Raw genomic sequence first — 17,092 nt, 5'->3', positions numbered from 1 at the left:
CAGAGTCCACCATGACAGGCGCGGTGAACGGGAAGGTGAACGGCCAGGTGAACGGCTGGACGACGCCGCGTGAACTCTTGGACACGCGTCGTGCGAACCGCCCCGCGTGGTCGGGCGGCCTCATGGGTCGACCGTACGCTGGTGAGGTGGAAGGAATCCAGGAGGGCGTCGGGTTGCTCGTCGCAGGGGTCATCGGGCTCCTCGTCGGCGTCTTCGCGACGCTCGCGTTCCGGTTCAGCGAGCGGACTCTGCGGCGCATGCCGGACGAGGAGGCGCCCGAGCTCGACGAGGGGCTGGTCCGTGTCCTCGCGGTGCTGCGCTCCGCGGCCGTGGTGCTCGACGCCGAGGGCGAGGTCGTGCGGGCGAGCCCGCCGGCGTACGCGCTGGGCGTGGTCCGCGGTGACGCGATCGTGCACACCCCGATCCTCGACATGATCGAGGAGGTCCAGCGCGACGGCGTGATCCGCGACGAGGAGCTCGAGCTCCCGCGCGGACCGGTCGGGCGGGGCATGGTCATGCTGCAGGTCCGGGTCGCCCAGGTCGGCCCCCACCACATCCTGGTCCTCGCCGAGGACCGGACCGAGGCGCGTCGCGTCGACGCGATCCGCCGCGACTTCGTGGTCAACGTGTCGCACGAGCTCAAGACACCCGTGGGCGCGCTCGCCCTGCTGGCCGAGACGGTGCAGGACGCCGCGGACGACCCGGTCGCGGTCCGCCGCTTCACGGGCCGCATGCAGCAGGAGGCCACGCGCCTGTCCGCCCTGGTCCAGGAGATCATCGAGCTCTCGCGGCTGCAGGTGGCCGGAGCCCTCCAGGCCGTCACGACCGTGCCGGTGCGCGGTGTCGTGGAGGAGGCGGTCGACCGGGCACGCACCACCGCGCAGGGCAAGGGCATCGTGCTGACCGTCGGCGGCGACCTCGCCGCCGTGGTCTACGGGGACCACGCGCTGCTCGTGACCGCGGTGCGCAACCTGCTCGACAACGCGGTCGCCTACTCGGGCGAGAACACCCGTGTCGGGGTCGGCGTGAGCGTGGTCGGCGACCTCGTCGAGATCGCGGTCGTGGACCAGGGCATCGGCATCTCCGAGGGGCAGCAGCAGCGTGTGTTCGAGCGCTTCTACCGCGTGGACCCCGCGCGCTCGCGCGACACGGGCGGGACGGGCCTCGGGCTCAGCATCGTCAAGCACATCGCGGCCGACCACGGCGGCGAGGTGACCATGTGGTCCGAGCCGGGTCGGGGCTCGACGTTCACGCTGCGCATCCCGGCGGCGAACCTGACCGCCGAGGGGTTCGAGAGCAGCGCGGACCCCTCCGGTGACGGCGCGGCCGAGTCCTCCGACGCCTCCGACCCCTCCGAACCTTCCGACGTGGCCGCGACGACCACCTCGGGCGACTCAAGCGACTCAAGCGACTCGGGCGACGACCAGGCCGCCCAGGCCGCACTGCTCGACCCGGGCGCCGCAGCCGACGCAGCCGACGCCCCCACCGATCCCCCGCAGTCCGGCCAGACGCCCACCCGGGCGCAGGCCTCCCAGACAGCTCCCCATCAGGGCACGTCCCCCAGAACCAAGGAGGTGGGTGCGTGACGCGCATCCTGGTCGTCGAGGACGAGGAGTCGTACCGCGACCCTCTGACCTATCAGCTGGCCCGCGAGGGCTTCGACGTCGTCGAGGCGGCGACGGGGCCCGAGGCCCTGGCCGCGTACGACGCCGGGGGAGCGGACCTGGTGCTCCTCGACCTCATGCTCCCGGGCCTGAGCGGCACGGAGGTGTGCCGGGAGCTGCGACAGCGCGGCAACGTACCCGTCATCATGCTCACGGCCAAGGACTCGGAGATCGACAAGGTCGTGGGCCTCGAGCTCGGGGCCGACGACTACGTGACCAAGCCCTACTCGTTCCGCGAGCTCCTCGCGCGGGTGCGTGCGGTGCTGCGGCGCCAGGGCGGCGCCGAGTCCCCTGCCGAACCCGAGGTCGACGGGGCGCTCGAGGTCGGGCCCGTGCGGATGGACGTCGACCGGCACGTCGTCACGGTGCACGGCGAGCTCGTGTCGTTCCCGCTCAAGGAGTTCGAGCTGCTCGAGCTCCTGCTGCGCAACGCCGGACGCGTGCTCACGCGTGGACAGCTCATCGACCGGGTCTGGGGCGCCGACTACGTGGGCGACACCAAGACGCTCGACGTGCACGTCAAGCGCATCCGCTCCAAGATCGAGCCCGACCCCGCGACCCCGCGGTACCTGCTCACGGTCCGCGGCCTGGGCTACAAGGTGGCCGACGGCGCCGCGTAGGCCGGGTGCGCGGGGTCGCCCCAGGGGGCGCCCCCGCGCCGCGTGCTCGGCCGGCCCGTGACCGCGTGCGGCGTGCGCCCTCGTCAGGCGGGCGGCTGCCCGCCGGGCGGTGCGTCCTTGTCCGCGCGGCGCCGGGGCCGTCCGATGAGCGCGGCTCGCCGCTCGGCAGGCGACCTCTGAGGCTTTGCGGGCTTGGGCGGCTTGCGCCCGTCGCTGCCGTACAGCTCGTCCCACTGCTCGGAGATGGACTCGGTGACGCGGCGCGTGACGTGCTGGGTGAGGGCCAGCCGGGCCTGTGCCCGTTCGGCGCGCAGGATCGCGCTGTGCTCCTCGCGCAGCGCGATCACGGTGGACAGAGCCATCCCGATCATGACGACCGAGAACGGCAGGGCGATGAGGATCGCAGCCGTCTGCAGCGCGGTGAGCCCACCCGAGATCAGGAGGGCGATCGCGAGGAGGCCGGACAGGACGGCCCACAGGATGCGGTTCCAGACCGCGGGGTGCGGGTCGCCACCCGAGGTCAGCATCCCCACGACGAACGAGCCCGAGTCGGCGGACGTCACGAAGAACACCCCGATGAGCACGATCGCGAGCACCGTGAGGACCGGGCCTCCCGGCAGGTCGCCCAGGAGCTGGAAGAGCACGGTGTCGGTGTCGACGCTCCCGTCGGCGCCTATGAGCCCGCCGTCGCCGAAGATCTGCCGGTACAGCGCGGAGCCGCCGAAGACCGAGAACCACAGGAACGTCACGAGCGTGGGGACCAGGAGCGTACCCATCACGAACTCGCGGATGGTGCGGCCCCGGGAGATGCGTGCGATGAAGACGCCCACGAACGGCGCCCAGGAGATCCACCAGCCCCAGTAGAAGATGGTCCACGACGACTGCCACTCGAGTCCCGCGTCGCCCTGGAAGGCCGTGGTGTCGAACGTGAGGCGGATGACGTTCTGCAGGTAGTACCCCATGGACTGCACGTAGTCGCGCAGGAGGAACAGGGTGGGTCCGACGACGAGCACGGTGAGGGCGAGGACGCCCGCGAGGACCATGTTCCCGTTGGAGAGCCATTTCATGCCGCGCCCCAGGCCCGAGGCGACCGAGAGGGTCGCGACGGCCGTGATCCCGATGATGAGCCCGATCTGGAGTCCGAGGCCCGGCTCGGCGACGTCCAGGAAGCCGAGCCCGGCCCCGATCTGCAGCACACCGAAGCCCAGCGAGGTCGCGACGCCGAACACGGTCCCGAGCACCGCGACCACGTCGACCACGTCGCCCAGGCGGCCCTTGACCCGGTCGCCGAGCAGGGGTTCGAGAGCCCACCGGATCGAGACGGGCCGCCCCTTGCGGTGGATCGCGTAGGCGAGAGCGAGGCCCGCGACGACGTAGATCGCCCAGGCGTGCACGCCCCAGTGAAGGTAGCTCTGCCCCATCGCGGCCTGCGCGAGCGCCGCCGGGTCGCCCGTGACGCCGGGCTTGGGCGACGCGAAGTGCGTCAGCGGCTCGGCCGCTCCCCAGTACACGAGCCCGATCCCCATGCCGGTCGCGAACAGCATCGCGAACCACACGGGCAGCCGGAACAGGGGGGTCTCGTCGTCCTTGCCGAGCACGATGTCGCCGAACCGGCTCAGCCCCATCCACAGCGCGAAGATGACGAACCCGGCCACGATCAGCACGTAGTACCAGCCGAACGCTCCGATGACGTCGGCCTGGAGCGTGCTCAGGACAGCGGTGGTCCCGTCGGTGAAGACCATCGCGAGGAGCACGAACAGCAGGATGAGCCCCGCGGCGGGGTAGAAGACACGGGGGTACATGCGTCCGGGCGGGGCAGGCAGGGCCGCCGTGCCCGACGCCGCCGCGTCCTCGGGCGGGGGAACGGTGCCGTCGGCGGCCCCGGCCTGGTCTGCGACCGGGGTCGCCGCCCGTTCCTCCGGCTCGCCCTCGGCCGGGTACGGACGGCTCGTGCCGTCGTCTGTCACAGGGGGTCCTCCTGACGTCCGTCGTGGTGCGGTCGTCGATCGACCTCGGATCACCGGGCCGTGGGTGACGGCAGGGTGACCTGTTCTCACCAGACTTCCCGACCCGTCCGGGCTGGGCAACCGGTGGGGCCCGTGGTGAGCGTGTTCTCGCTCACCGGGCCGTCGTCGGGCGCGCCGACCCGGCTCTGTCCACAGGCCGCAAGAGTCTGTGCACTGTTCATCCGTCGTTCACCCGGAGCACCGGAGCGCGTCACCCGGGCTGCTTAGCGTCGTTGTTGTCACCGGCGCTCGCTGGTGCCTCCGCGTTGACAGGATGGAAGAAGAGAGTGAAGCTCAGCCGATTCACCCGCGCAGGTTCCGCAGCAGCCATCGGCGTGCTCGCGTTGACGTTGGCAGCGTGCGGCTCGAACAGCACCGACTCCGGTGGTGGCGCTGCCACCGACGGCGCAGAGAACGGCTCGACCGAGGACCTGACGGGAACGCTTGCCGGCGCGGGCGCCTCGTCGCAGGAGAAGGCCGTGGCCGGCTGGATCGCCGGCTTCGGCGACATCGCCCCCGGCGTGACCCTCAGCTACGACGCGGTGGGCTCCGGCGGTGGCCGCGAGCAGTTCCTCTCCGGCGCGACGCAGTTCGCCGGCTCCGACGCCGCCCTCAAGGACGACGAGCTCGCGACCGCGACCGACCGCTGCTTCGGCGGCGAGGCCATCGAGGTGCCGCTGTACATCAGCCCCATCGCCGTGATCTACAACCTGCCCGGCCTCGACGCCGAGCACCTCAACCTCTCGGCCGAGACCCTCGCGAAGATCTTCAACCGCGAGATCACGACCTGGAACGACCCGGCCATCGCCGCGGAGAACGAGGGCGTCACGCTCCCGGGCACCGCGATCATCCCCGTCAACCGCTCGGACGAGTCGGGCACGACGGAGAACTTCACCGAGTACCTCGCGGACGCCTCGAACGGCGCCTGGCCGCACGAGGCCAGCGGTGACTGGCCCCTGTCGGGCGGACAGTCCGGCCAGGGCACCCAGGGCGTCGTCGACACGGTCACGGGCGCCGAGGGTGCCATCGGGTACGCCGACGCCTCGCGCGCAGGCGACCTGGGCACGGCCGCGATCAAGGTCGGCGAGGAGTACGTGCCGTTCTCGCCCGAGGCCGCGGCCAAGGTCGTCGACGCCTCGCCGCGCGCCGCGGACGCGACCGACAAGCGCCTGGTCGTCGAGATCGACCGCACCACGACCGAGGCCGGCGCCTACCCGCTGGTCCTCATCTCCTACTCGATCGCGTGCGACACCTACGACAAGGCGGAGGACGCCGCCAACGTCAAGGCGTACCTGACCTACGTCGCCAGCGAGGAGGGCCAGGCTCGCGCCGCCGAGCCGTCCGTCGCCGGCTCCGCCCCGATCTCGGACGCGCTGCGCACCGAGGTCCAGGCAGCGCTCGACTCGATCAGCGTCAAGAGCTGACCGAACAGCTGAACACGGTCACTCACCCAGGGGCGGGTCACGTCGAGGCACTGCGCCCGACGCGGCCCGCCACGGGTGCGTGACCACCGCAAGCCCGTCCCACCACCGCCGCACCTCAGTCATCGGAGCATCAGTGGCCGTCACCTCTCCTCCCTCCACCCGAGCCGGGCTCGGGTCCGAACCCACGGTCCCCGTGACCAAGGGCGGCCTGGCGGGCCGCCTGTTCGCGGGCCTGTCGACGGGTGCCGGGATCCTCATCCTGCTCGTCCTCGCCGCGGTGGCCGTGTTCCTCGTCATCGAGGCGTGGCCGGCCCTGACGGCGAGCCCTGAGGAGCTCCAGGAGATCTCCTGGTTCAAGGCGGACTCGCTGCTCGCCTACATCGGCCCGCTGGTGTTCGGCACGCTCCTGGCCTCGATCCTCGCGCTGCTGATCGCCGTGCCGGTCTCGGTGGGCATCGCGCTGTTCATCTCGCACTACGCGCCGCGGCGCCTGGCGCAGGGCCTCGGCTACCTGATCGACCTCCTCGCGGCCATCCCGAGCGTCGTGTACGGCCTGTGGGGCGCGCTGTGGCTGCTCCCGATCCTCAACCCGTTCTTCACGTGGCTGAGCGGCACGCTCGGTTTCGTCCCCTTGTTCGAGGGCTACCAGGCCCCCGCGAAGAACATCATGTCGGCCTCGATCGTCCTGGCCGTCATGATCCTGCCGATCATCACGGCGGTCTCGCGCGAGGTGTTCCTCCAGACCCCGGTCCTGCACGAGGAGGCCTCGCTCGCGCTGGGCGCGACGCGCTGGGAGATGGTGCGCATGGCGGTCCTGCCGTTCGGCCGCTCGGGCGTGATCAGCGCGTCGATGCTGGGCCTGGGCCGCGCGCTCGGCGAGACCATGGCCGTGCTCATGGTGATCTCGCCCGGGTTCCTCTACTCGCTGTTCCTGCTCAAGCCGGGGCAGCAGCAGACGATCGCCGCGAACATCGCCTCGAAGTTCCCTGAGGCGAGCGGCCTCGCGGTGAGCACCCTCATCGCGACGGGGCTCGCGCTGTTCGTCATCACGTTCGTCGTCAACATGATCGCGCGCTGGATCATCGCGCGCCGCAAGGACTTCTCGGGAGCGAACTGATGACGGCCACCGACCTCACCCCCACCACGCCCGCCGCCCCCGACGGTTCGGGCTCCCTCCAGCTCGTCCCGACGCAGAAGCGCCTGCCCCGCTGGGCCCCCTGGGCCTTCGCCCTGGGTGGTGTCCTCGTCGCGTTCGCGATCCTCGCGGTCGCCGGGAAGCCGACCGTCGCGGGGGTGCTGGGCCTCGGCGCGGTGCTCTACGCCGTCGGGCTGACGGTGACCTCGCGGTTCGTCGAGGGCGCCCGTTGGGCGACCGACCGCCTCGCGACCACGCTGGTGACGTTCGCGTTCCTGCTCGCGCTGATCCCGCTCGTCTCGCTCCTGTGGATCGTGGTCACGCGCGGAGCCAAGCTCTTCGGGGCGACGTTCCTGTCGACCGACATGGTCGGCGTCTACGGCGACATGACGAGCGGCGGGATCTGGCACGCGATCGTCGGGACGCTCCTCATCACGGGGGCCGCGACGCTCATCTCGGTGCCGATCGGCCTGCTCACCGCGATCTACCTCGTCGAGTACGGGCGCGGCGCCCTCGCCCGCTGGATCACGTTCCTCGTGGACGTCATGACGGGCATCCCGTCGATCGTCGCGGGCCTGTTCGCCTTCTCGCTGTTCACGCTCGTCTTCGGCCCCGCGTACCGGGCCGGGATCATGGGCGCGGTCGCGCTGTCGCTGCTCATGACCCCGGTCGTGATCCGCTCGGTCGAGGAGATGCTGCGCCTGGTCCCCAACGAGCTGCGCGAGGCGTCGCTCGCGCTGGGCGTGCCCAAGTGGCTGACGATCGTCAAGGTCGTGCTGCGCACGTCGATCGCCGGCATCGTCACGGGCGTCATGCTCTCGATCGCCCGCGTGATCGGTGAGACCGCACCCCTGCTGCTCACGGTCGGCCTCATCACACAGGTCAACTGGGACCTGTTCGACGGACGTATGGCGACCCTCCCGGTCTTCGCCTACCGCCAGTACGAGCAGGGCGGCGTCGGGATCGACCGGGCCTGGGCCGCGGCCCTGACCCTGATCCTCATCGTCATGCTGCTCAACCTGATCGCCCGGCTCATCAGCCGCCTGTTCTCGCCCAAGACCGCTCGCTGAGCCGAGCCCACCAGCCCGGCCGGGCAGCGCACCCCGCGCGACCGGCCGCCGGAAGGAAGCACATCATGTCGAAGCGAATCGACGTCTCCGACCTCAACGTCTACTACGGCGACTTCCTCGCCGTGGAAGGCGTGACCATGGCGATCGAGCCGCGCTCGGTCACGGCGCTGATCGGCCCGTCGGGCTGCGGCAAGTCGACGTTCCTGCGCACGCTCAACCGCATGCACGAGGTCATCCCGGGCGCGCACGTCCAGGGCAAGGCCGTCATGGACGGCCAGGACCTCTACGCGCCCGACGTCGACCCGGTCGCCGTCCGTCGCCAGGTGGGCATGGTCTTCCAGCGGCCCAACCCGTTCCCGACCATGTCGATCAAGGAGAACGTCCTCGCGGGCGTGCGCCTCAACAACAAGCGCATCTCCAAGTCCGACGCCGAGGAGCTGGTCGAGACCTCGCTCCAGGGCGCGAACCTGTGGAACGAGGTCAAGGACCGCCTCGACCGCCCCGGGTCGGGCCTGTCCGGCGGGCAGCAGCAGCGCCTGTGCATCGCGCGCGCGATCGCGGTGCGCCCGCAGGTGCTCCTCATGGACGAGCCGTGCTCGGCGCTCGACCCGATCTCGACGCTCGCGATCGAGGACCTCATGGCCGAGCTCAAGGACGAGTACACGATCGTGATCGTCACGCACAACATGCAGCAGGCAGCCCGCGTGAGCGACCGCACGGCGTTCTTCAACATCGCGGGCACGGGCAAGCCGGGCCGCCTGATCGAGATGGGGGACACGGCGACGATGTTCTCGTCGCCGTCGGAGCAGGCCACGGAGGACTACATCTCGGGCCGCTTCGGGTGACCTGACCACGACGAAGAACGACGCCCGACGGCGCGGCTCCCTCCCGGGGGGGCCTCGCCGTCGGACGTCACGGGGAGTGCTAGACGGCAGCGCCCTCGAGCGTGCCCGTCACGGTGTCCTCGACCGGACCCACGAAGCACTGGATCGTGCGGTCGTCCGCCATGTCCCAGCTCTCCTGCGAGGGGAACATGGCCCAGAAGTCGAGCGTCGACTCCTCGTAGTTGAGGCCGACGAACTCCTCGAAGACCGAGTAGCAGTGCTCCATGCCGGTGTCGGAGACGGCCTGGTCGCCGGGGAACTCGCCGGCCGGGAGCTCGTGCTCGGCGTAGACCTCGCCCGTGTGGGGGTCGGCGCACGGCACGACGGGGAGCGACTCGTACTCGACGGTCTCCTCCGTCTCCGCGGGGGCGGACTCGTTGATGCAGTCGCCGAGCTGGAGCGAGAAGACGTCGGCGTCGGACGCCGCGGTGACCTCACCGCCCGGCTCGTCGCGCTGGGCCTCGGACGGGCCGGTGATCGAGTCGATGATCGCGCCGCACCCGGAGAGCAGGAGAGCGGAGGTCAGGAGGCCTGCGGCGACCGCGACGGTGCGGACGGAGCGAGGACGGGCTGTTGCCATGGAAGGCCGCTTCTACGAAGGGGAGGCCACGTCGGCCGATCCCGATGACCGGGATGTTACTGGCAGTAGCCGACAGTCGTCGTCGTGTACGGCGCACGAGCCCTGGAAGCACGACGGCGAGGCTCCCTCCAGGAGGGAGCCTCGCCGTCGGGCACGGCTCGTCGTCCCTCGCAGCGCCGGTGCCGGCAGGGGGACGAACCGTCAGCCGCCGATCAGGGCAGGTAGTCCTTGTACTCCTCGAGGGCGCCGTTGACGACCGGGACCTGAGCGGTCTCGGACTCGCCCGTGCTCGCGGTGACCGTGACGGAGATCGTCGCACCGGGCGCGGCGTCGATGTTCCCGAACTGCGCCTCGAAGCCGTCGTCGACGCTGAAGTAGACCGTCTCGCCGGCCTCGAGGGGGACGTCGACCGGGTCGGTGCCCTCGGGGGCGATGGTGATCTCGACGGGCTCGTCGGAGTCGTTCGCGGCGCCGCCCAGCAGCGTCCCCGGCTCGCCCTCGGCCTCCGAGACGATGAGCAGGTTCAGCGCCCGGACCTCGTCGGTCAGGTTGACGCGGATGCCGTCGGACGGCGAGTAGGCGATGTCCGTCGTGATGGGTGAGCAGGCCGACACGGCGACGGCGCTCGCCACGATCACGGGGATCGCGAGCATGAGCGACCGGCGCGGCGTGGTCGGGCGGGACGGGGTGCGGGTCACGTGCGCTCCAATGTGCTGCGGTCAGTCTCGGTGGGCCCAGGAGGCGTTGCCGGGCGGGCTCGTGCGCCGCCGGCGCCCCCCGGGCGCAGATGACCACAGCCTAGTCGCTCGCCGGGGGATCCGGCTCGGCGGTCTGCGGAGGGTCTCTCGAGGGCGGCAGGGGGCCCCGCTCGCGCGCTGCGGGCGGTCCGCAGGCAGGGCGGGCGGTAGGTATTCGTGCCGGGCTGCTGGCCGGACCGTGGCGTGACCAGGAAAAACGCTGGCACGGTGCGCCTGCGGGCCGGGGCAGGGGCTCGGAACGGAGGTACCCCCCGTGGTAAGATCGACCTCCGCGAAAGGGGACATCTGCAGATGACGTTCACAGTAGGCGAGACCGTTGTCTACCCACATCACGGTGCCGCAAAGATCGAAGAGATCAAGACCCGCACCATCCGCGGGGAGGACAAGATCTACCTGAAGCTCAAGGTGGCTCAGGGCGACCTGACGATCGAGGTCCCGGCGGACAACGTCGACCTGGTGGGCGTCCGCGACGTCGTCGGCCAGGAAGGCCTCGACAAGGTCTTCGAAGTTCTTCGCGCACCATACACCGAAGAGCCGACCAACTGGTCGCGCCGCTACAAGGCCAACCTCGAGAAGCTGGCCTCGGGCGACGTGATCAAGGTGGCGGAGGTCGTCCGCGACCTCTCCCGGCGTGACGCGGACCGCGGCCTCTCGGCCGGGGAGAAGCGCATGCTGGCGAAGGCTCGACAGATCCTGGTCTCGGAGCTGGCCCTGGCCGAGCACACCGAGGAGGACAAGGCCGAGGCCATCCTCGACGAGGTCCTGGCTTCCTGAGCAGAGCCTCACCCACGCACCACCGACGACGCACGGACCTACCCGGTCCGTGCGTCGTCGTCGTTCACGGACGCCCCGCGCGAGGGTGCGCGAGAGCGGCTCCGCGCGACCGGTCGTCTCGTCAGCGGGCCGAGGACGGTCCGCAGGCCGAGATCGTCTACCGTGATCGGTGTGACGACCCTCGCCATCCTGACCGCCGCCGGATCCGGCACCCGCCTCGGTTTCGACCTTCCCAAGGCTCTCGTCCCGCTGCGCGGCCTCCCGCTCGTCCTGCACGCGGCCCGACGCCTGACCGCCTCGGGAGTGGTCGACGCTCTCGTCGTCACGGCACCGAACGGGCTCGTCTCGGTCATGTCGGACGTCCTGGAGCACGACCCGCACGTGAGCGTGCCCGTGGTCGTCGTCGCCGGCGGGACCACACGCCAGTCCTCGGTCGCGGCCGGGCTGACGCGGGCACGCGCGGACATCGACACGGTCGTGGTGCACGATGCCGCGCGCCCCCTCGCGCCGGCCGCGATGATCCGTCGGGTCGTCGAGACCGTCAAGGCCGGCCACCAGGCCGTCATCCCCGGGCTCCCCGTGATGGACACCGTCAAGATCCTGGCCCCGCGCGGCCCGGTGGAGGACGGCCGCGGCGCGCTGCCCGCAGGGGTCGAGCGGGTCGCCTCGACCCCGGCCCGGACGCTGCTGCGCGCGGTCCAGACCCCCCAGGCGTTCGACCGGGCGCTCCTGGTGCGCGCGCACTCCGCAGGCGCCGCGCGCGCCCGTACGGAGGCCACGGCGGCGACGGACGACGCCTCGCTCGTCGAGGCCCTGGGTGAGGACGTGTTCGTGGTCGACGGCGACGAGCTCGCGATGAAGGTCACGACCGCGCGCGACTTCTACTACATCGAGAAGCTGCTGACGGAGGACGGGCGATGAACCTCCCGCGGACGGGCATCGGGACCGACGTCCACGCGTACGCCCCTGTGGGCGAGGAACGCGACCTCTGGCTGGCGGGACTCCACTGGCCCGGAGAACGGGGCCTGGCAGGCCACTCGGACGCCGACGTGGCCGCGCACGCGGCCGCCGACGCCCTCTTCTCCGCAGCAGGGCTCGGGGACCTGGGCTCGAACTTCGGTACGAGCGCCCCCGAGTGGTCCGGAGCCAGCGGTGCGTCGTTGCTCGCCGAGGCCGCCCGACGGGTGCGTGCGGCGGGGTTCGAGATCGGCAACGTGGCCGTCCAGGTCGTCGGCAACCGGCCCCGGCTCGGGCCGCGCCGTGCCGAGGGCGAGGCGGCGCTGAGTGCTGCTGCCGGCGCCCCCGTGACCCTCACGGCGACCACGACGGACGGGCTGGGGCTGACGGGGCGCGGTGAGGGCGTCGCGGCGCTCGCGACCGCCCTGGTCGTGCGCGCCGACTGACCGACCGGCCGGACGGCCCACCCGTCCCGGCCGCACCGGGGGGCGGACCAGGACATCAGCCCGCGGGCGTGACGACCAGGCTGTCGGTGACCGCGCGGGCCTGGGCCGCGCCCTCGGCGTCGCCCGTCGCGTAGGTCTCGGTGACGTAGACGAACGCCGACCCTGCGGGCGTCGGGACCTCGACGACCGTCTCGACCTGGGTCACGGGGATGCCGTCGACCGTGCGCGTGGCCCCGAGCCGGTAGGCGGGCAGACCCACGACCGTGACCGGGCCCGGCTGGGTCGGGTCCATCTGCACGTCGTCGGACGTCTGGAGGGCTTCGGCCGCCTCGGCGGTCCGCTCCGCGAGCGTCGCGGTGCCGGGCTCGCTCGTCGTGACGACGACGTTGGCCGTGAAGCCGGGGTCCCCGAAGGGGGTCGTCGACCGGACGACGAGCGGGGCGCTCTGCCCGGCGCGGTCCCAGGTCTCGGGGGTCGTCACGCTCGCGCCCACCGCGCTGTCGGGGACCTCGAAGGTCTGGGCGGTCGGGGCGGCGGGGGGAGCGCTCGTCCCGCACGCGGTGAGCAGTGCGCCCACCGTGGCGACGACCACGGCGACGGCGAGCGGGCGGCTCGGGTGGTGCACGGGGATCCTCTCGGCGACGGTCGGGCCCCTTCAGGGCCCCGGTCACAGCCTGCCACGTCCCGTCCACCAGCTGGACGCGAGATGGCCGGGGAAACGTCCCCCACGTGCGAAAATACGACATTGAAGGCATGGTGGACAGCGACGACGACGGCGCGTTCCTGCACCGTCGTGCTGCCGCTGCGTGGTCATGAGGGAGGTCGACGATGAACCGCATGTCGATCGAGGAACGTCGGGCGCAGATCGTCGACGCCGCGATGTCCATCGCCGTCCGGGACGGCGTCGAGGCCGTGACGGTCCGAGGCGTCGCGGCCGAGGCCGGGATCTCGTTGGGCACGGTGCACTACTGCTTCGAGGACAAGGACGCGATGCTCCGCGCCATGGGGCACAGCCTCGCGGTCGTCGCCTCGGAACCGGTCCGCATGGCGATGGACCCCACGAAGGACGTGTACGAGATCGCCCACGCGGCGGCCGACGGGCTGTGGGAGGGCCTGACACCGCGACGGCACATGCGCCTGCTGACGTTCGAGTTCGCGACCGCGGGCTCGCGCAACCGCGCGCTGCGCCCCGTGGCGAAGGCGCACCTCGAGCAGACCTGGGCCATGACGCAGGGCATCCTCGACCAGCTCTCGCGGATCGCGGGGATCACCTACTCGATCGACACGCCCTTCCTGTCGCGCATCGTCGCGGGCTACATCGACGGCATCGAGATCGCCTGGCTCGTCCAGCAGGACGACGACGCCGCGATCCGCAGCTTCCACGCGCTCGCGGACTACGTCCTGTCGCTCGTGGTGCACCCCGACGGGGCGGCTCCCGGCGCACGCCCGGTCGCTGGGCCTGGAGCACCGCCTGACGCAGGGCCCGACGCCGCCGCTCCCGCCGCGCGGTAGGCGCGCCTCAGCGCGGCCCGAAGACCTGGTCCGTGTACGGGTTGGCGAAGACGCCCGCAGGGTCGGCCTGCGCGCGGACCCGACGGAAGTCCTCGAAGCGCGGGTAGCGCTCGGCGAGGTCCGCGGCGCCGAGCGTGTGGAGCTTGCCCCAGTGCGGCCGACCGCCGACGCCCGCGACGATCTTCTCGACGCCCTCGAAGTAGCGTTCGTGCGGGAGCCGTGCGTACTGGTGGACCGCGACGTAGGCGCTGTCGCGGCCGTTGGCCGTGGAGAGCCACACGTCGTCGGCGGCCGCGAAGCGGACCTCGACCGGGAACGGGACGTTCTCGCCCGACGCCCGGACCCAGGCGTCGATCTCCTCGAGCACGTTCACGAGCTCGGCACGCGGCACCGCGTACTCCATCTCGCGGAAGCGCACGCGGCGCGGCGACACGAACACCTCGTGCGAGGGCGCGACGTACGTGCGCGGGGCGAGCGCTCGCGCCGACAGGGCGTTGATCCGCGGGGTCGCCCGGGGCGCCACGGTCGCCACGCGGTTGACGACCTCGAACAGCCCGTTGGACAGCAGCTCCTCGTCGACCCACGAGCGGGCGCGCGTCACGGCGCCGGGCCGCTCGCCGCGGGCCGTGCGCAGGACGGCAGCGGCCTCGTCGTCGGGTGCGAGGCGGTCGTTGCGCTTGGTGAGCGCTCGGCGCGTGTGCGGGAACCAGTAGAACTCGAAGTGGTCGTGCGCGTTCTCGAGGCCCTCGGCGTCCGTCCCGCCGCCGCGCCCGCCCGACGCCGTGCTGAGCTCCTCGAGGACCCGGTCGAGCGGCCAGGGCTCCTCCTGGGCGCGCAGGTGGAACGCGGGCACCACGTCGAGCGTCACCGCGGCCAGCACGCCCGTGCTGCCGAGGCCCAGGCGGCTCGCCTCGAACAGGTCGGGGTCCTGCTCGGGCGTCGCCTCGGTCACCGAGCCGTCGGCACCGACCACGCGCACGCCGCGCACCTGCGTCGCGAGCCCGCCGAGCGAGGCGCCCGTGCCGTGCGTGCCGGTCGAGATCGCGCCCGCGATCGACTGCCGGTCGATGTCCCCGAGGTTGCGCATCGCGAGGCCCGCGGACGCGAGCAGCGCGTTGAGGCGGTGCAGGCGGATGCCGGCCCCCACGGTCACGCGCGCGCCGGTATCGGTCCGGGTCACGTCCTCGACGGTCCCGAGCGCGTCGAGGCTCACGAGCACTCCGTCGGTCACGGCGGCGCCCGTGAACGAGTGCCCCGCGCCGACGGCCCGTACCCGGTGGCCGTCGGCCGCGGCTCGTCGCACGACCTGGGAGAGCTCGTCGGTGTCGCGCGGGGCGGCACGGTGCAGGGGAACGGCGGTCTGGTTTCGCGCCCAGTTCGTCCATGAACCGGGAGCCTGCTGGCTCGTCACACCACGCACTGTCTCACGAGGGGTAGGTTTCTTTCCATGACGACGACGCCCGTGCAGCGCAGCGCGCAGGACCCGTCCACCCCGTCCTGGTCCCGGGGGCGGTCGAGCCCCGGGGGACAGGGAGCGCACGACGCGTCGGCCGCGGCCGAGGCCCGTACGCTCGGCGACCGGCTGTCGGCCGCGACCGAGCGCGTCCCGGGCCCCGTCGCGGTCGTCGACCTCGACGTGTTCGACGCCAACGCGCGCGACCTCCTGGCCCGTGCGGGCGGCGTGCCCGTGCGGCTCGCGTCCAAGTCGGTGCGCGTGCGCTCGCTCGTCCGGCGCGCGGGCGAGCTGGGCTTCGCGGGGATCATGGCGTACTCGCTCGCGGAGGCCCTGTGGCTCGTCGAGGAGGGCGCGCGCGACGTCCTGGTCGCGTACCCGACGGTCGACCGCCGGGCGCTCGCCGAGCTCGCCGCGGACCCGGCGGCACGCCGCGAGATCACCCTCATGGTCGACGACGTCGCGCAGGTCGCGCTCGTCGCCGCCGCGCTCGCGGGCCACCACCCGGGCGAGGACCGCGGCGGGGCGCCGGACGGGCCGCCCGTCCTGCTCTGCCTCGACGTCGACGCGTCGCTGCGCCTGGGCATCGGTCCGTTCACCGTCCACCTCGGGACCCGCCGCTCGCCCGTCCACACGGCCGCCGAGGCGCGGGCCCTCGCGCGGGTCGTCGCCGACACCCCCGGCCTGCGCGTGCGTGGCCTGATGTTCTACGAGGCGCAGGTCGCGGGCCTGCCCGACACGAGCCCCGCGGTACGGCTCGTCAAGAAGGCCTCGGTCGCGGACCTGGCCACGCGCCGGGCCGATGTGCTCGCGGCCGTGAGCGACGCCGTCGGGTACGAGCTGGACCTCGTGAACTCGGGCGGCACGGGGTCGCTCGAGACGTCCGCCTCGGACCCGGTCGTGACCGAGGTGACCTCTGGCTCGGGGCTGTACGTCCCCGGGCTGTTCGACGGCTACCGGTCGTTCGCCCCGCACCCGTCCGCGTACTTCGGGCTCGACGTGGTGCGCGTGCCCGCGCCCGGCTACGCGACCGCGTTCGCGGGCGGCTACGTGGCCTCGGGCCCCGCCGGGGCGCTGCGTGTGCCGCGCGTCGTCGAGCCCGGGTGGCGGCTCACGTCCTCGGAGGGCGTGGGCGAGGTCCAGACCCCGCTGCGGGCCACGCGCGGGGCCGAGCGACGGCTCGCCGTGGGCGACCGGGTCTGGTTCCGGCACGCCAAGGCCGGCGAGCTCATGGAGCGCTTCGACCGCGTGCACCTCGTGCGCGGCGACCAGGTGGTCGAGGAGGTCCCCACCTACCGGGGCGAGGGCAGGAACTTCGGCTAGCGGCGCCGTCGGGCACGGTGCGTGTCCAGGTGGTGAGAAGTCCGGTGTTTCGGGAATAGGCGGGCGGGCCCGGCGATTGAGCACGTCATGACGAGCCTTCCCGACGCCGCCAAGGCGCTCCTCGACGCCCCCGAGTTCGCGACCGTGGCCACGATCGAGGCCGACGGCAGCCCGCAGACCTCGGTCGTGTGGGTCGCGCGCGACGGCGACGACGTCCTCTTCTCGACGATCCACGGCCGCCGCAAGACCGACAACCTGCAGCGCGACCCGCGCCTGAGCGTGCTCGTCTACCCCCGCGACGCGCCCTACCGGTACCTCGAGGTCCGCGGCGAGGCCGCGATCGAGGAAGACCCGTCCGCCTCGCTCATCCACGCCCTCGCCCAGAAGTACACGGGCGCCGAGCGCTACACGGGCGACGACGGCACCGACAACCGCCGCGTGGTCGTGCGCGTACGCCCGACGAAGGTCCACTGGCGCGACTGACAG

At 72.2% G+C, this 17,092-nt stretch carries 17 protein-coding genes; 12 read left to right on the top strand and 5 right to left on the bottom strand.

Translation table 11 applies throughout. From position 1 onward, the window contains the following. Positions 1 to 146: 146 nt before the first annotated feature. Entirely contained in the window at positions 147 to 1,586 is a 1,440-nt protein-coding gene (locus H9640_RS04635) for a sensor histidine kinase (RefSeq protein WP_191789561.1), read from the top strand. Continuing rightward, positions 1,583 to 2,284: a response regulator transcription factor gene (locus H9640_RS04630; RefSeq protein WP_191789560.1), complete on the top strand. Its 702-nt coding sequence runs from the start codon at positions 1,583 to 1,585 to the stop codon at positions 2,282 to 2,284. The genes H9640_RS04635 and H9640_RS04630 overlap by 4 nt, the downstream gene beginning before the upstream one ends. Before the next feature lie 83 nt (positions 2,285 to 2,367). Here the strand turns inward: H9640_RS04630 and H9640_RS04625 are convergent, their stop codons facing one another. Continuing rightward, positions 2,368 to 4,251: a BCCT family transporter gene (locus tag H9640_RS04625; RefSeq protein ID WP_318243643.1), complete on the bottom strand. Its 1,884-nt coding sequence runs from the start codon at positions 4,249 to 4,251 to the stop codon at positions 2,368 to 2,370. Positions 4,252 to 4,577: 326 nt separating this feature from the next. Between H9640_RS04625 and pstS the strand changes: the two genes are divergently transcribed. From pstS to pstB, 4 genes are all read left to right on the top strand, one after another. After that, a complete protein-coding gene (pstS, locus tag H9640_RS04620; protein ID WP_191789559.1) occupies positions 4,578 to 5,714 on the top strand; it encodes a phosphate ABC transporter substrate-binding protein PstS in 1,137 nt (378 codons plus the stop codon). A gap of 133 nt (positions 5,715 to 5,847) precedes the next feature. Next, positions 5,848 to 6,831: a phosphate ABC transporter permease subunit PstC gene (pstC, locus tag H9640_RS04615; RefSeq protein ID WP_204809859.1), complete on the top strand. Its 984-nt coding sequence runs from the start codon at positions 5,848 to 5,850 to the stop codon at positions 6,829 to 6,831. Then, positions 6,831 to 7,919, top strand: a complete 1,089-nt coding sequence (pstA, locus tag H9640_RS04610) for a phosphate ABC transporter permease PstA (protein ID WP_191789558.1) — start codon at positions 6,831 to 6,833, stop codon at positions 7,917 to 7,919. Before pstC ends, pstA begins: the two co-directional genes overlap by 1 nt. Before the next feature lie 65 nt (positions 7,920 to 7,984). Next, complete coding sequence (gene pstB, locus H9640_RS04605; protein WP_191789557.1) at positions 7,985 to 8,764, top strand: phosphate ABC transporter ATP-binding protein PstB; 780 nt, start codon at positions 7,985 to 7,987, stop codon at positions 8,762 to 8,764. A 79-nt stretch (positions 8,765 to 8,843) separates the two neighbouring features. Here the strand turns inward: pstB and H9640_RS04600 are convergent, their stop codons facing one another. Together H9640_RS04600 and H9640_RS04595 are read right to left on the bottom strand one after the other, a co-directional pair. Next, positions 8,844 to 9,383, bottom strand: a complete 540-nt coding sequence (locus tag H9640_RS04600) for a septum formation family protein (protein WP_191789556.1) — start codon at positions 9,381 to 9,383, stop codon at positions 8,844 to 8,846. 212 nt (positions 9,384 to 9,595) lie between these two features. Beyond that, positions 9,596 to 10,081: a hypothetical protein gene (locus H9640_RS04595; RefSeq protein WP_191789555.1), complete on the bottom strand. Its 486-nt coding sequence runs from the start codon at positions 10,079 to 10,081 to the stop codon at positions 9,596 to 9,598. Between the two features lie 351 nt (positions 10,082 to 10,432). Between H9640_RS04595 and H9640_RS04590 the strand changes: the two genes are divergently transcribed. The 3 genes from H9640_RS04590 (at position 10,433) to ispF (ending at position 12,318) form a co-directional block, all read left to right on the top strand. Then, complete coding sequence (locus tag H9640_RS04590; RefSeq protein ID WP_030144079.1) at positions 10,433 to 10,915, top strand: CarD family transcriptional regulator; 483 nt, start codon at positions 10,433 to 10,435, stop codon at positions 10,913 to 10,915. 171 nt (positions 10,916 to 11,086) lie between these two features. Then, positions 11,087 to 11,836, top strand: coding sequence for a 2-C-methyl-D-erythritol 4-phosphate cytidylyltransferase (ispD, locus tag H9640_RS04585; RefSeq protein ID WP_191789554.1), 750 nt, complete (start codon positions 11,087 to 11,089; stop codon positions 11,834 to 11,836). Beyond that, entirely contained in the window at positions 11,833 to 12,318 is a 486-nt protein-coding gene (ispF, locus tag H9640_RS04580) for a 2-C-methyl-D-erythritol 2,4-cyclodiphosphate synthase (RefSeq protein ID WP_191789553.1), read from the top strand. Before ispD ends, ispF begins: the two co-directional genes overlap by 4 nt. Positions 12,319 to 12,373: 55 nt before the next feature. On the opposite strand, the gene H9640_RS04575 is transcribed toward ispF, so the two are convergent. After that, positions 12,374 to 12,943 (bottom strand): hypothetical protein, encoded by a 570-nt coding sequence (locus H9640_RS04575; RefSeq protein WP_191789552.1) that lies wholly within the window; start codon positions 12,941 to 12,943, stop codon positions 12,374 to 12,376. Between the two features lie 212 nt (positions 12,944 to 13,155). Here H9640_RS04575 and H9640_RS04570 point away from each other — a divergent pair, with 212 nt between their 5' ends. Then, positions 13,156 to 13,830: a TetR/AcrR family transcriptional regulator gene (locus tag H9640_RS04570; protein ID WP_225226724.1), complete on the top strand. Its 675-nt coding sequence runs from the start codon at positions 13,156 to 13,158 to the stop codon at positions 13,828 to 13,830. Between the two features lie 7 nt (positions 13,831 to 13,837). Here H9640_RS04570 and H9640_RS04565 read toward each other — a convergent pair whose 3' ends face one another. Further along, positions 13,838 to 15,241, bottom strand: coding sequence for a D-arabinono-1,4-lactone oxidase (locus H9640_RS04565; RefSeq protein WP_191789550.1), 1,404 nt, complete (start codon positions 15,239 to 15,241; stop codon positions 13,838 to 13,840). Between the two features lie 36 nt (positions 15,242 to 15,277). Between H9640_RS04565 and H9640_RS04560 the strand changes: the two genes are divergently transcribed. Further along, the gene (locus tag H9640_RS04560) at positions 15,278 to 16,606 is read left to right on the top strand and encodes an alanine racemase (protein WP_191789549.1); all 1,329 of its coding nucleotides are present in this window, start codon (positions 15,278 to 15,280) and stop codon (positions 16,604 to 16,606) included. Positions 16,607 to 16,693: 87 nt separating this feature from the next. Beyond that, a complete protein-coding gene (locus tag H9640_RS04555; RefSeq protein ID WP_191789548.1) occupies positions 16,694 to 17,089 on the top strand; it encodes a PPOX class F420-dependent oxidoreductase in 396 nt (131 codons plus the stop codon). Positions 17,090 to 17,092 lie beyond the last annotated feature (3 nt).

The organism is Oerskovia gallyi (assembly GCF_014836745.1).
Taxonomy (GTDB): Bacteria; Actinomycetota; Actinomycetes; order Actinomycetales; family Cellulomonadaceae; genus Oerskovia; species Oerskovia paurometabola.
This window is presented reverse-complemented; position numbering and strand designations above follow the sequence as displayed.